Origin of the sequence: Arthrobacter silviterrae, assembly GCF_011045165.1 — a bacterium.
Classification (GTDB): Bacteria; Actinomycetota; Actinomycetes; order Actinomycetales; family Micrococcaceae; genus Specibacter; species Specibacter silviterrae.
The window spans coordinates 15,858-30,209 of record NZ_JAAKZI010000022.1; the positions used below are offsets into that span (position 1 = coordinate 15,858).

At 67.8% G+C, this 14,352-nt stretch carries 11 protein-coding genes; 6 read left to right on the forward strand and 5 right to left on the reverse strand.

Going from position 1 to position 14,352, the window contains the following annotated elements; translation table 11 throughout:
* Positions 1-9: 9 nt before the first annotated feature.
* A complete protein-coding gene (locus G6N77_RS12705) occupies positions 10-2,346 on the reverse strand; it encodes a transglycosylase domain-containing protein (protein ID WP_165182537.1) in 2,337 nt (778 codons plus the stop codon).
* A 238-nt stretch (positions 2,347-2,584) separates the two neighbouring features.
* Here G6N77_RS12705 and G6N77_RS12710 point away from each other — a divergent pair, with 238 nt between their 5' ends.
* Together G6N77_RS12710 and G6N77_RS12715 are read left to right on the forward strand one after the other, a co-directional pair.
* A complete protein-coding gene (locus tag G6N77_RS12710; RefSeq protein ID WP_165182538.1) occupies positions 2,585-3,205 on the forward strand; it encodes an L-threonylcarbamoyladenylate synthase in 621 nt (206 codons plus the stop codon).
* 110 nt (positions 3,206-3,315) lie between these two features.
* Positions 3,316-4,932 carry an FG-GAP-like repeat-containing protein gene (locus G6N77_RS12715; protein WP_165182539.1) on the forward strand — a complete coding sequence of 539 codons (1,617 nt, stop codon included), beginning with the start codon at positions 3,316-3,318 and terminating at the stop codon, positions 4,930-4,932.
* A 10-nt stretch (positions 4,933-4,942) separates the two neighbouring features.
* On the opposite strand, the gene G6N77_RS12720 is transcribed toward G6N77_RS12715, so the two are convergent.
* A complete protein-coding gene (locus tag G6N77_RS12720) occupies positions 4,943-5,902 on the reverse strand; it encodes an aldo/keto reductase (RefSeq protein ID WP_240902115.1) in 960 nt (319 codons plus the stop codon).
* A gap of 164 nt (positions 5,903-6,066) precedes the next feature.
* Here G6N77_RS12720 and G6N77_RS12725 point away from each other — a divergent pair, with 164 nt between their 5' ends.
* A complete protein-coding gene (locus G6N77_RS12725) occupies positions 6,067-6,627 on the forward strand; it encodes a Dps family protein (protein WP_165182540.1) in 561 nt (186 codons plus the stop codon).
* A gap of 7 nt (positions 6,628-6,634) precedes the next feature.
* A complete protein-coding gene (locus tag G6N77_RS12730; RefSeq protein WP_370875199.1) occupies positions 6,635-7,480 on the forward strand; it encodes an SDR family oxidoreductase in 846 nt (281 codons plus the stop codon).
* A gap of 13 nt (positions 7,481-7,493) precedes the next feature.
* On the opposite strand, the gene hrpB is transcribed toward G6N77_RS12730, so the two are convergent.
* The 3 genes from hrpB to G6N77_RS12745 form a co-directional block, all read right to left on the reverse strand.
* Positions 7,494-10,106 carry an ATP-dependent helicase HrpB gene (hrpB, locus tag G6N77_RS12735; protein ID WP_165182541.1) on the reverse strand — a complete coding sequence of 871 codons (2,613 nt, stop codon included), beginning with the start codon at positions 10,104-10,106 and terminating at the stop codon, positions 7,494-7,496.
* Between the two features lie 85 nt (positions 10,107-10,191).
* Positions 10,192-10,860: an MBL fold metallo-hydrolase gene (locus G6N77_RS12740; protein WP_165182542.1), complete on the reverse strand. Its 669-nt coding sequence runs from the start codon at positions 10,858-10,860 to the stop codon at positions 10,192-10,194.
* Positions 10,857-11,936, reverse strand: coding sequence for a LacI family DNA-binding transcriptional regulator (locus G6N77_RS12745; RefSeq protein WP_306986559.1), 1,080 nt, complete (start codon positions 11,934-11,936; stop codon positions 10,857-10,859). Before G6N77_RS12745 ends, G6N77_RS12740 begins: the two co-directional genes overlap by 4 nt.
* Before the next feature lie 181 nt (positions 11,937-12,117).
* Here G6N77_RS12745 and G6N77_RS12750 point away from each other — a divergent pair, with 181 nt between their 5' ends.
* The gene (locus G6N77_RS12750) at positions 12,118-13,446 is read left to right on the forward strand and encodes an extracellular solute-binding protein (protein WP_165182544.1); all 1,329 of its coding nucleotides are present in this window, start codon (positions 12,118-12,120) and stop codon (positions 13,444-13,446) included.
* Positions 13,443-14,351, forward strand: coding sequence for a carbohydrate ABC transporter permease (locus G6N77_RS12755; RefSeq protein ID WP_165182545.1), 909 nt, complete (start codon positions 13,443-13,445; stop codon positions 14,349-14,351). The genes G6N77_RS12750 and G6N77_RS12755 overlap by 4 nt, the downstream gene beginning before the upstream one ends.
* Position 14,352: the final 1 nt, after the last annotated feature.

Here is a 14,352-nt window from a genome sequence, read left to right on the forward strand (position 1 = left end):
CCTTCCTGGCTAGCCCTTCTTGCCCTTACCCGGCTTGGTGGCCGGCGAGGTGGGCTGCGGCGCTTGGGTGGCCGGCGGCGCCGGCTGCTGTTGGGCAGGCGCCTGGGTCGCGGTGTTCGCCGGCGGCACCACGGGCTGGACGGGGGCGTCGGTGCCCTTGGGGTCGTTGACGCCCACCACCAGGGGTGCCGTGTTGGCCAGCATGGTAGCCGGTGGCTGCTCCAGGGGCTGGGCGGCGTAGGCCGGGATGCCGGCCGCGGCGTTCATGACGCCTGCCCATTGGGTGCCGGCCAGGTTGGCGCCGTCCACCCCCACCCAGTAATGGCCATTGATGGTGATGTCCTGGTTGACCCAGAACGGTCCGATGCCCTTGTAGCTGCCAAACCACGAAGCCGTGGAAATGCCGGAGTTGGCGCCGATGGTCCAGGTGTTGGTATTGCCGTCCGTGGTGCCGGTCTTGGCGAAGGCCGTGGCCTTGTCGTTGAGTGGGATCAGGTATCCGGAGCCCCTGACCAGCATTTGCTGCAGCGTGTACTTCACACCGTTCGCCACGTCCTTGGAGATGGTCTGCTGGCAGTTGGCGCCCGGCACCGGGTAGCTCTTGCCGGTCTTGTCCGTGATGGAGGTGAGGGCGATCGGGTCGCAGCGCACGCCGCCGCTGGCAAACGTGGCCATCATGGTGGCCATGTTGATGGGGGCCACGTTCTCGCTGCCGATCAGGTTGGAGATGTTGCTCAGGTCGTAGGGCTTGTTCGTGGCGCCGTCGGCGATTCCGGCCGCCGTCGCCATCTTTTGGATGTTGCAAAAGTCCAGGGCGGCAGCCGTCTGGAAGGTGATGGTGTTGATGGAGTTGTACAGCCCTTCCAGGGCCGTCATGGGGTAGTAGTGGTTGGGGTCGTCGTTGGGCAGCAGCTTTGTCCCGGAGGCTGGGTCATAGCTGCCCGTGGTTTTCCCACAGGTGTTCTTCCAGTTGTAGCCCACCGGATAGTCCCGCACCGCACCGTTGACCATGGTCATCATGGAATGGCCTGAGTTGAGCCATTCGGCGTACACGATGGGCTTGAATGTTGAGCCGATCTGGAAGCCGCCGGCCCCATGCAGGGAATTGCCCTTGGCGTCATTGAGCGGCAACGCAAAGTTGCCCATGTAGTTCCCCGGCTTCGAGGCAGGGTTGTAAATGGTGTTTTGCGCCATGGTCAGGACCTTGCCGGTGCCCGGCTGCACACTGACCACGGCGGCGCCGCGCTGCAGCGGGTCCGCCGCGGAGATGGTGGCGTCGACCTTTTCCTGGGCCACCTTTTGCAAGGCCGGGTCCAGGGTGGTCTTGATGGTCAGCCCGCCCTGGTAGAGGAATTTGCTGCGTTCGTCCGGCGTGGCACCGAAGGCGGGGTCGTTGAGCACCAGCTGCTGGACATAGTCACAGAAGTAGGGGGCGGTGGCGGCGGCCACGCAGCCCTGTGAGGGCCTGTTGACGTTGAGCTTCAAGGGTGCCTTCACGGCGGCGTCGTGCTCTTTTTGGGTGATCTTCTTTTGTGCCAGCATCTTGTCCAACACGGCGTTGCGGCGGGTGACCACATGGTCTGGTTGGGTCAGCGGATCGTAATACGCGGGGCTGTTGACCACCCCGGCCAGGGCGGCAGCCTGGGGCAGGGTGAGGTCCTTGGCGTTGACGTTGAAGTACAGTTTGGAGGCTGCCTGGATGCCGTAGGCCCCGTTGCCGAAGTAAATGATGTTCAGGTAGCCGGCAAGGATCTGGTCCTTGGACATCTTCTTTTCCAGCCCGATGGCCAGCTTGATCTCGTTCAGCTTGTCCGCAACGGTCTTCTGCTGGCCCAGCTTGACGGCGCTGGTGTTTCCCGCTGCAACCAATTGTTCGATGATCACGTTGTTGACGTATTGCTGGGTGATGGTGGAGGCGCCTTCGCGCCCACCCTGGACGGTGGCAGCCAGCGCCCGCATGATGCCTGTCAGGTCAATGCCGCCGTGCTGGTAGAAGCGGGCGTCCTCAATGGCCACCACGCCGTTCTTGATGTAGGGCGACATGTCCGCCAAGGACACTTCCTGCCGGTCCTGCTCGAAGAAGGTGGCAATGAGTGAGCCGTCGTTTGCCAGCACCTTGGTGGATTGTGCCGGAGCACTCAGGTTCAAGGCGCTGGGCGTCTGGTCCAGCATGGTGTTGGTCCCCACAACTGCCGCCGTCGCCATGGCCCCGGCCGGCACCAACAGGGCCGCCACCAGCACGCCGCAGACACCGCAGACAGCCAGCAGCGTGGCCAGCATGCCGAGGGTGGATCCGCTGTCCCGCCAGACGGAACGTGGTTTGGTGCCTGGGGATGAAGGGGTCATGCGGCGGGGCCTTCCTGTGGCGACGTTCGGCTCAATCATTCGTGCGGTGGCACAGGGCCACTTCAACAGCTTGCGCCCATTCCGTGGGAATTAGCTGGACGTCACCGGCATGTAGCCCGCAAATGGGGCCAAAACCCGGTCCTGGACTGGCCGGGTGACATTGGACACATCCCCTTCCAACCGCACTGAAAGAGGGCAATCCCCGGGCCGCCGCACCAGTGGACGTAAGCTTGCGTGCATGGCCAAATTCTTCGACATCCATCCCCACGACCCGCAGTCACGCTCCGTGGCGCAGGTGGTGGCCCTGCTAAAGTCGGGCGGGCTGATCGCCTATCCAACGGACTCCTGCTACGCGCTGGGTGCCCAGATCGGCAACCGGGACGCCCTGGACCGGATCCGGTCCATCCGCCGTCTCGACAGCAAGCACCACTTCACCCTGGTGTGCAAGGATTTTGCGCAACTGGGCCAGTTTGTCATGGTGGACAACGACATTTTCCGCGCCATCAAGGCCGTGACGCCCGGGCCGTACACCTTCATCCTGCCTGCCACCAAGGAGGTGCCGCGCCGGCTGGCCCACCCGAAGAAAAAGACGGTGGGTGTACGCATTCCGGACAGCCGCCTCATTCACGCCATCCTCGACGAACTGGGCGAGCCGCTCCTCTCCAGCACCCTCCTGCTGCCCGACGAGGAGACGCCGCTGACACAGGGCTGGGAAATCAAGGAAGCCCTGGACCATGTGGTGGACGCCGTCATTGACTCCGGTGATGTGGGCGCGGAGCCCACCACGGTGGTGGACTTCTCCAGCGGCTACGCCGAAGTGGTGCGGCACGGCATGGGCGACGCCTCCCGCTTCGAATAGGGAGCCGGCTGACGGGCAATCCGTGGCCAAGTTGCAATGCCGCCGTTCTGGCCGGGCGGTGCCGGCAATGCTTGACTGGGAGCTATTCACACAGTTCGGAGGTGAATGGCATGCGCGGAAACCGACACCCGCCGCGGGCCGGGCGCCTGCTCGCCGGCTTGGCAGCCACTGCCGTGCTGGGGCTGGGCCTGGCCCCCAGTGGGGTGTTGGCCACAGCCGCTCCCGCACAGGCCGTGTCCCTGTCCGGGAATGACGTTTCCTGGCCGCAGTGCCCCACCTCATTGGGCGGTTATGGCCTGCCCCTTCCACCAGCGTCAGCCCAGTTCGCCGTCATCGGCCTGAGCCGCGGATTGCCGTTCACCGTCAATCCCTGCCTTTCGTCCCAGGTCGCGTGGGCCAGGGCCAACGGGAAACCGGCACAGGCGTATGCCATGGCCGCCTTCCCGACGGCGGCACAGCTTTCCACCTATGGAGGCCGCGGCCCATGGGCCGCCACCACGCGGGACGCCCGGCTGTCCAACGCCGGCTATGCCGAGGCCGTGGCGGCTGCAGCAAGCCTGGCAGCCGCCGGCTTCCGCCCACCCGTGGTCTGGATTGACGTGGAGTCCCGCCCCGCGCAGCCGTGGCCCTCAGCTACCGCCGCACAGCAACGCGAGAACCGTCTGGTGGTGGAGGGCCTGATGCGCGGGCTGCACGATGCGGGCTTTGCCTACGGCCTGTACTCCTTTGCTTCGGGTTGGCAGGCAATCACCGGGTCATGGCAGTTGCCGGGCGTGCCCGTCTGGGCCACTGCCGGCCGGCTGGACTACCCCGCCGAGGCACTGGACATGTGCGCCAGGCCCAGTTTCTCCGGCGGGCATGTGTACCTGGCCCAGTGGTACGACGACGTCCGTGACTATGACATCACCTGCAGCCCCTACGCTTTCGGGCCGCTGGCCATTCCGGGTTCCTCCCTGACGACATCCACCGGCGATTTCAATGGGGACTGGAACACCGATGTCCTGGCCCGGGTTGCCGGGACCGGCGCACTGAGCCTTTATGCGGGAAACGGCCGGGGAGGCTTTGCCGGCACCTCAGCCATCGGCAATGGCTGGCAGGGCATGGACGCCGTGGACACCGTGGGCGACTTCAACGGGGACGGGTACGGCGACGTGGTGGCCAGGGAGGCTGCCTCCGGTGCCTTGTGGCTATACCCGGGCAACGGCCGCGGCGGCTGGCTGCCGCGGGTTCACATTGGCAACGGCTGGAACATTTTCAATGCGGTGTGGGGGCCGGGTGATTTCAATGGAGACCAAAAAGCGGACATTCTGGCCCGTGAGACTGCCACCGGCGCCCTGTGGCTGTATCCGGGCAACGGGCATGGGGGTTGGCTGCCGCGCGTCAAGGTGGGCAGCGGCTGGGGCATGTTCAATGCACTTCTCGGCCCCGGGGACTTTAATGGTGACGGCACGGCAGACGTCCTGGCCCGGGAAACTGCCACAGGCACCCTGTGGCTGTACCCGGGCAACGGCCACGGAGGCTGGCTGCCGCGCGTCAAAGTGGGCAGCGGGTGGAACGCCATGACGGCCGTCATGGCGCCGGGCGATTTCAACGGGGACCGGACACCGGACGTGCTCGCACGGGACCCGGCCGGCGCCCTGTGGCTGTACGCGCGCAACGGGACCGCCTCCTGGTACCCGCGCACCGCCGTCGGCCATGGCTGGAACATCATCAATGCGATCTTCTAGCACCGCACACCTACGGCAGCTCGGCGCCGCGCGCGGCCACCCAGAGCCCGTACCACTCGGTGCGGGTCATGGCCGCGGCCACGCGGGCGGCATCGGCACAGGCGGCAATGCGGACCGGGTCGGTGGTGCCGATGACGGGGGAAATCCGGGCCGGATGCTTCATGAGCCAGCCCAGCACCACGGCCTCGCGGGTTGTCTTGTGCTCTGCGGCAAGGGATTCCACCAGCGCGGAGGTGGCGGCGTCGTCCGGGCCCCCCGGCGGGCACCCGGTGTACCGGCCCTGCGCCAGCGAGCCATAGGCCTGCAGCTCAACGCCGTGCGTGGCCGCATATTCCAGCGTCCCATGCGGGAATCCGGCGTCGAGCCCTTCGCCCCGGTTCACCAGGACGGAGCTTTCCACCCAGGCGCGGTTGCCCAGGCCCATTTCCAGCTGGTTGGCCACCACGGGCGTCTCCAGTCGGTCCTCCAGGAACGCAATTTGCGCAGCCGACATGTTGGACACGCCCAGCGCAAGCACCTTGCCCTCGGCCATGAGCTGCGCCACGGTTGTGGCCAGCTCCCGCACATCCATGAGCGGGTCGGGGCGGTGCAGCAGCAGGATGTCGACATGGTCGGTGCGCAGCCGCTGCAGGCTTTCGCCCACGCGGGCCAGGATGTTTTCAGCGCTGAAGTCGTAGCGGCCGGGCAGCCCGTTGCCGCCGTGCCGGATGCCACATTTGGTCTGCAGCAGAATTTTCTCCCTCAGCCCGGGAGTTGCGGCCAGGACCTCGCCGAAAACAGCCTCCGATTTGCCGCTGCGGTAGATGTCGGCGTGATCAAAGAGTGCCACGCCTGCCTGGCGCGCCGCCTCGATGGCAGCCGCGGCCTGGTCCACCTGGGCCGTGCCGTAGTCGCTGCCGCTCCACTCGCCGCCCAGGCCCATGCAGCCATAGATGAGACGCTGGGGCACTTGCTGTTGATCGTGGTTCATGGCTCTACTTTGCCATCCTTGGCGCGCTTTGCCCTAGACGCCACGGGCCGGTTTGACTAGCGTTGTGCCAAAGCCGGGCAACGCTGCCGGCGCGAGCAACAGGGCCTGTCCGCACGGGCCTGAACCTGCCGCAATTTCATGCAAGGACACACAAGGAGCTGCACATGGTTGTCAAGAGGACCTCACACACCGGATACACCGTCCCGGGCCTTTCCCTGCAGGACGGGCACAAGGTGGCCGAGGTTTTGCAGCCCCGGCTGCACGCCCTCAATGACCTTGCCCTGACGCTCAAGCACGCCCACTGGAACGTGGTGGGCCGGGACTTCATTGCCGTGCACGAAATGCTTGACCCGCAGGTGGATCAGGTGCGCGGCATAATTGACGAAACTGCCGAGCGCATGGCCACCCTGGGCATGTCCCCCAACGGGCTGCCCGGCGCCCTGGTGGCCGCGCGCACCTGGGACGATTACGCCATCGGCCGGGCCGGCACCGCCGCCCACCTGGCCGCCCTGGACGTGGTCTACACGGGCTTCCTGAAGAGCCACCGAAAGGCCCTGGCGGAGATTGGCGCCCTGGACCCGATCACGGAGGACATGATCATCAACCAGTGCGCCAAGCTGGAGCTTTTCCAGTGGTTCATGCGCGCCCACCTGGAGGACGACGACGGCGAGCTCCTGAACGCGGGTGCCAAAACGGAGCGTTCGGCCGCCAACAAGGCAAAGTAGCCGGACTGTGGGTGTCCCGGTGCCCGACGTCGGCGCTCCCCCCGCCGGTTACCCACGGTGTGCCATAGTGACCGGTGCCGACAGCGGCATCGGCAAGGCCACGGCCCTGGCCTTGGCGCGGGACGGCTTCAACGTCGGCTTCACCTGGCACGACGACGAAGCGGGCGCCGCCGACACCTCCTTGCGCATTGGGCAGCTGGGACGCCGCAGCACCTCCGTGTGGCTGGACACCACCGAGCTTGACACGTGCGCGCCCGCCGTCAGCAGGCTGGCCGGGACACTCGGCGGCCTTGGCGTGTTCGTGAACAACGTGGGGGTGGGGCTGAACAGTTCCGTGCTGGACACCTCCCCGGCCGACTGGCAGCGAGTCCTGGACACCAACCTCAACGGCGCCTTCAGGTGCCTGCAGCAGGCGGCGCGCCTGCTGGTCGACGGCGGCACAGGCGGCAGGCTCATCGCGGTCACCAGCGTCCACGCCCACCAGCCCCGGTTTGGCTTCGGTGCGTATTGTGCCTCAAAGCACGGCCTCGAGGGGCTGGCGGTGGAACTGGCCCAGCATGGCATCACGGCCAATTCCGTGGCGCCCGGGGAGATTGCAACACATTTGCCCCCATCGGAGCTCCGGCATGCACACGACATCCCCCGGCCCGGCATTCCGCTGGGCCATGCCGGCACGGCGGAGGAGGTGGCCGACGTAGTCGCGTTCCTGGCCTCCCCCGCGTCCGGCTACGTCACGGGCGCCTCCTGGGAGGTCGACGGCGGCATGGCCCGGATGGGAGCGCAGGCCAGCTCCCACCTGCCGGACAACTCATGGCGCTCGGCCACCCACCATGGCACCAGCCGGGCAGGCTGATCCCGCCGGCACGCTACATCCTGCCCTTCACCTTTGCCGTGGGCCGCGCCGTCCACGGGTCCTCGGGCCACGGATGCCTGGGGTAGCGTCCGCGCATTTCGGCGCGGACCTGGGCATAGGGTCCGGACCAGAAGGAGGCCAGGTCGGCCGTCACCGCGAGGGGGCGGCCGGCCGGAGAGAGCAGGTGGAACAGCACGGGCACCCGCCCGGACACCAGGCGCGGCGTCTCCGCCCAGCCGAAGCATTCCTGCAGCTTCACGGCCACGACAGGCGTTGCGTCGGCGTCCGCAACGTCCGGATAGTCGATCGTCACCCGGGACCCGCTGGGAACTTCCAGCCGCTCGGGTGCCAGCTCGCCCAGGCGGGCTGCTTCGGGCCAGGGCAGCAGCCGCCGCAGCGGATCAGCCAACCGGATGGAAGCTGCGGGCGTCCCCCCGGCGATCCGCTCCAGTTCGGGGGCCAGCCAGTCTTCAAGCCGGTCCAGGAGCGCCACGTCGTCCATCGCGGGCCACGGCTCCCCCAGGATGCGGTGGAGCAGGCCCAGCCGGCGCCGCAGCGCATCTGCCGGGCCGGACCAGTCCAGCAATGCCAGCCCGTCCGTCTGCAGGGCCGTGGCAACGGCAGCCCGCCCCTGTGCGCGGGAGGGCTTGAGCGGGGTCGAGGACAGGAGAATGGCGCCAAGGCGCCGCTCCCGGCGGGCTGTGACCACGCCTTTGGAAAACTGCGCCTCCACGGATTCCACGAACAGCGCCCGTGCCGCGTCCAGCGCGGCAGCCTCTTCCAACGGAGCCGCGGCCCGGATCACGGCGCCGGTGCCGGCAGCGTCCCGCCCCTGGGCGCGGGACACCTCAGCCACCGCCAGCCAGGTGTGTCCGGCCAGCGCACTCCCGGCCGGCAGGCCCGCCCGGGTGCCCGACGCCAGCAGATACTGGTTTCCCGGTCCCGGTACCTGCCGGGCCACCCGGTCCGGAAATGCCAAGGCCACCACGTAGGCCACTGACTCCCCCTCAGCCACCGGGAGCGTTGGGGCCGGCCGCGCAGCACCGTCCGCCTTCCGTGCGATCCCCTCAAGCCGCCGCACATCGTCGCCCCAGCGGGCGCCACCCGGGTGGTGCCCGGCCCGGAGTTCACGCAGCAATGACGTCAGGTCAGCCCCGGGCGCGCGAAGGTCCCCTGCCACGAGTGCCACGGCCTCGGCCACCCTTTTGACGCCGACGGCAGCGGCCCCGTCCAGCAGGGCCCGGGCCAAGCGGGGGTCGGCGGGTATGCGGGCAAGTGTCTTGCCCAGTGGCGTGGCCAGGGCGTCCACGGCATCGCCGGCGGATGCCACGGCACCCAGCCCGCGCAGCACGGCGGCTGCGTCGGCCATGGCTGCGGCGGGCGGCGGGTCGGGAAGGGCCAGGCCGCGGCCGGAGGGCGCGCCCCAGCACGCCAGGATGAGGGCTGCCTGGGTCAGGTCGGCCACCGCCATTTCCGGTGTCTGGTGGGCCGGTGCTGCACCGAAAGCCCGTTCGTCGTAGCAGCGAACCACTGTTCCGGGACCCTGGCGCGCTGCGCGCCCTGCCCGCTGCCGGGCGGACGCCTGCGAACAGGACACCGTCACCAGCCCCGACATGCCCCTGGCAGCATCGCGGCGGGGCTCCCGGGACAGGCCGGAGTCAGTGACCAGGCTCACGCCCGGCACTGTCAGGGACGACTCCGCAAGGGAGGTGGAGACAATGATCCTCGGCGGCCCGCCGGGTTCCCGTCCGGAAATGGCCCGGTCCTGGGCCGCCGGGGGGACCTGCCCGTGCAGCTCAAGGACCTCCGTCCTGCGGTTGCCGCCCACCGTGAGCGCGCGCAGGCTCCCCGCAATGTGGGCCACTTCCCAGGCACCGGGGGCAAATACCAGGGCGTCCACGCCGTCGTCGCGGGCAAGCGCTGCGGAGTGGGCGGCAGCGGCGGTGCGGGCCACATGGTCCAGAAAGGACCGTGCCACCCCGCGCCCGTCCAGCCGGGGTTGCGGGGCGGGGGCCCACGTGACCTCCAGGGGGAACAGCGCAGACGGGCAGTCGACCACGGGGGCCGGCACGCCGCCGTCGTCCGTCAGGAGCGCGGCAAACCGCGGTGCGTCCAGGGTGGCGGACATGGCCACCAGCGTCAGCTCGCTGCGCAGCTGGCGGACCTCGGCGAGCATGCCCACCAGGAGGTCGGTTTCCAGGCCGCGCTCGTGCACCTCGTCCAGCACGACGGCGGCCGTGCCGTCCAGCCCCGGATCGTCCAGGAGGCGGCGCAGGAGGATGCCCGGGGTGACAAACTCGACCACGGTGCCGGGGCCCGTGTGGCTCTCGCCGCGCACGGTGTACCCCACCCTGCCGCCGAGGGGGCTGCCGTCGAGGGCCGCCAACCGCCGCGCCGCCGCCCTGGCGGCCACGCGGCGCGGCTGGGTGACAACGATGCGCCGGCCCGGCCCCGCATCCAGCAGCGTGGCCAGCAGCGGCGGCACCAGCGTGGTCTTGCCTGTCCCCGGGGGCGCCTGGACCACGGCCGCCCCGGTGGCGTGCGGGCCCGTGAGGCTGCGGGTGAGTGCGGGCAGGGACGTGGCGAAGGCCAGCCCGGCACCGATTGCGTCAAGGTCGAAGGGCAATGGGGTTCAACCGGACTGCTGGCCGGCGGCAAAGTGCTGGAATTTCACCACTATGGAGTACATGCCACCAGCTTAGGTGACGCGGCTACCAGCCCCGCTCGCGCCACTGGGGAAGGGCGGGCCGCTCCGCTCCCAGCGTGGTGGGATCGCCGTGGCCGGGCAGCACCACCGCGGCGTCGCCATAGCGGCCAAAGAGCCGCTGCTCCACGTCGTCCAGCAGGGAGGTGAAACGCTGCGGGTCCTGCTCGGTGTTGCCCACGCCGCCGGGAAAAAGCGAGTCGCCGCTGAAAATCAACGTGCTGCCGGCGTCGTGCAGGACGTAGGCGATGGAGCCCGGGGTGTGGCCGCGCAGGTGCACGGTGTCCAGCTCGATCCCGTCCACGGCGAGGACGCCGCCGTCGTGCAGTGGGCGGTCCGTGGTCACGCCGCATTCGGCGGCAATGCCTGCGGCGTCATCGGCGCCGGCGGCGGTGGGCGCCCCGGTCTCTGACGCAATTTCCGCCAGCGCCCGCACGTGGTCCCAGTGGCGGTGCGTGGTGGCAATCAGCTTCACGGCCGGAACTGCCCGTGCATCCGCCGCCGCGTCTCGGAGGAGCGCGCGGATGGCGGGGGCGTCGTCGGCCGCGTCGATGAGGATCTGGGCTCCCGTCACCTTGGCCGTGACCAGGTAGACGTTGTTGCCCATGCTGGAGACGATGGTGCGCCGCACCGTAAAGGACGGGAGGTCGTGAATGAGGGATGAGTGATCGGTCATGCCCCCACCCTAGCGTGGCTGCCGGGCCGCGTCCCCACCGCGCCCGGCGCCGCGGAGGAATCTCGGACCACCAGTTCCGTCGCCAGCTCCACGTGGGCCGAATCAAGCGCCTCCCCCCGGGAGAGCTTCATGACGGAGCGCAGGGCGGCCCGGCCCATGTCCCGCAGCGGCTGGGCCACTGAGGTGAGCCGGGGCAGGGTCTGTTCGCACAGCGGGGTTCCGTCAAATCCCACCAGGCTCAGGTCCCCCGGCACGGACAGCCCCTGGCGGCGGGCCTCGTCCAAGACGCCGAGGGCGATGACGTCATTTCCGGCAAAGATGGCCGTGGGGCGTTCGGCGAGGGCCAGCAGCGTGCGGGTGCCGGCCACGCCAAAGTCCTGCCGGAAAGTGCCCGTGAGCACGTACTCGGGGCGCGAGGCAATGCCGTGCCCCATGAGGGCGGCAAGGTAGCCGTGCAGCCGGGCCACGCTGCATTCGGCGGCGTCCGGGCCTCCCAGGAAGGCGATCCGGCTGTGCCCCAGGCCCAGCAGGTGCTCCGCCGCGGCCTTTCCGCCGGCAAAGTTCGTGGCGCCCACGCTGACAATGCCGGCCCGCGGCGGGTTGAGCGGGTCGATCACCACCACGGGGATGTTCCGGCGCTGGAAGGACTCCAGCTGCCGGGCCGTGACCTGCGAAGTGACCAGGATCAGGCCCATCCGGCCCGCCTCCACCATGCGCTGCGCCCATTCCTCATGGTTGGCCCGGTGCAGCTTGGCAGGCGTCACATTGCTGACCACCACTTCCACGTCGCTGTCTGCGGCGCAGGCCAGCAGGCCCGCCAGGACCTCGATCGAGTAGTGGCTGCCCAGCCCGTCGATGACCAGGTCCACCATGGCCGGCCCCGCCGAGCGGGCCCGCCGCTGGACTGGTGATTCATAGCCCAGCTGGTCCAGGGCCGCCTGGACCCGCGCACGGGTTGCCGCCGCAACGTCATCCCTGCCGTTGATGACCTTGGAAACTGTGGGGGCCGAAACTCCGGCCAAGGCCGCCACTGTGGCCAGCACCGGCTTGGACCGCTGTTCACCTTTGCTCAACACAACTCCCGGTTTTCGAAATGTTTCTATTCCTGAATTCTGCTGTCATCACCATGTTGGCGTCAAGTCCGCTAAAAATGTCCTTGACATGTGACGCGGAACACGGCTAGCTTTTTCCCAATCGCAGACTTAGTTGCGAAATGTTTCGAACCGCCAATGACGGCCCACTTCCAACGGAGACACCATGGAACCAATTTCACCCTCCCGCAGGTCATTCCTTTCCCTCGCTGTGGCTGCGCCACTGGCCGCCTGGGGGCTGAGCGCCTGCGGGACTGCCGGCCCGGGCGGTGCAGGCGCCACCGGCGGCGCCAGCATGTGGTCGCTCACCGGCCAGCCCAACGAAGGCATCCGCAAGAACACCGTCGATGTCTTCAACAAGGCCAACGCGGACAAGCAGATCAAGCTCACGTTCTTCCAGAACGACGCCTACAAAACCAAGATCAAGACGGCCATCGGAGCGGGCCAGGCTCCCACCATCATCTATGGCTGGGGCGGAGGGACCCTGAAGTCGTATGCCCAGGCCGGGCAGGTGGAGGACCTCACCGCCTGGTTTGCCGCCAACCCCGACGTCAAGGCCAAGTTGTTCCCCTCGGCATTTGGCGCCGCCACCGTCGACGGGAAGATCTATGCCATCCCCACCCAGACCGTGGCGCCCATCATCTTTTACTACAACAAGGAACTCTTCGCCAAGGCCAAGGTCCAGCCGCCGAAGACCTGGTCCGACCTCATGTCCCTGGTCACCACGTTCAACGCCATGGGAATCGCCCCGCTCTCCCTGGGCGGGCAATCGCGCTGGACCTCCATGATGTGGCTGGAATTCATGTTCGACCGCGTGGGCGGCCCCACGGTCTTCAACGACATCTTCGCGGGCAAGCCCAACGCCTGGTCAAACCCCGCAGCCCTGGAGGCACTTACCAAGATCCAGGAGCTGGTCTCCGCCAACGGCTTCATCAAGGGCTTCTCCTCGATCACCGCGGACAGCAACGCCGACCAGGCACTCCTGTACACCGGCAAGGCAGCCATGATGCTCCACGGCGCGTGGACCTACGGAGGCATGAAGAACGACGGCGGCGGGTTCGTCCAGGCGGGAAAGCTGGGCTGGGTGGACTTCCCGACGGTGGAAGGCGGCAAGGGAGACCCCAAGAACACCGTGGGAAACCCCGCGAACTACCAGTCCATCTCGGCCAAGGCCACCGACGCCGAGAAGGAGACTGCCAAGAAATTCTTCAAGGAGGGCCTGTTCACGCCCGCGGAGATTGACGCCTACATCCAGAACGGCGGCGTCCCCATTGTCTCCGGGATTGAGGGCAAGCTCGCCGCCACCGCGGACAAGGACTTCCTGACGTACGTGTACACGCAAAGCAAGGACGCCCCCAATTTCCAGCAGTCCTGGGACCAGGCGCTGAGCCCCACCGCCGCCGAGGCACTCCTGAACAGCATTGACCAGCTCTTCGTGAAGTCGATTACGCCGGAACAGTTCGCCGCCACCATGAATGCGACGCTGGGCAAATGAGTGCCGGCACCACCGCGGCGGCGGGCCCCGGCAAGGGACGCACAGGGCCCCTTGCCTGGCTGGCCATCCCGGCCCTCGTGTTCTTCCTCGCCTTTGCCGTGCTCCCCCTCCTGGGCGTCCTCCTGCTCAGCTTCACCACCTGGGACGGCATCGGCGCCATCTCCATGGCCGGCCTGGCCAACTGGTTCGGCATCTTCACGGACCCGCTGATGTACAACGCGCTGTGGCTGACGCTGATCATCATGGTGGTGTCCTGGCTGGTCCAGACCCCCATCAGCCTGCTGCTGGGCACCTTCACGGCTGGGAACCAGAAGTACCGGGCGCTGCTGGCGGTGCTGTATTTCCTGCCCCTGCTGCTTTCTTCAGCCGCCATCGCGATCGCCTACAAGGCACTCCTGGACCCCAACTTCGGCTTGGCCGAGGGGCTGGGGCTGCCTGTCCTGGCACAGGACTGGCTGGGACGGCCGGAGCTGGCGCTCTTCGTGGTCATCTTCGTCATCGCGTGGCAGTTTGTCCCCTTCCACACCCTGATTTACCAGGGCGGCGTCCGGCAGATCCCGAAGTCACTCTATGAGGCCGCCGAAATTGACGGGGCCGGGCGGGTCAAGCAGTTCTTCTTCATCACCCTGCCCCAGCTGAAGTACACCATCATCACCTCCTCAACCCTGATGGTGGTTGGTTCCCTGACGTACTTCGACCTGGTCTTTGTCCTCACCGGAGGAGGGCCCGGCAACTCCACCAGGATCCTGGCCCTGGACATGTACCTCAAGGGCTTCAAGGCCAACCTGATGGGCCCGGCCAGTGCCGTGGCCGTCATCCTGGTGGCCATCGGCCTGGCCCTGGCCCTGCTCCTGCAGCGGATCGGCGGCAAGGACAACTCCGGCAGCCAATTGGAAGGTTTGTAAC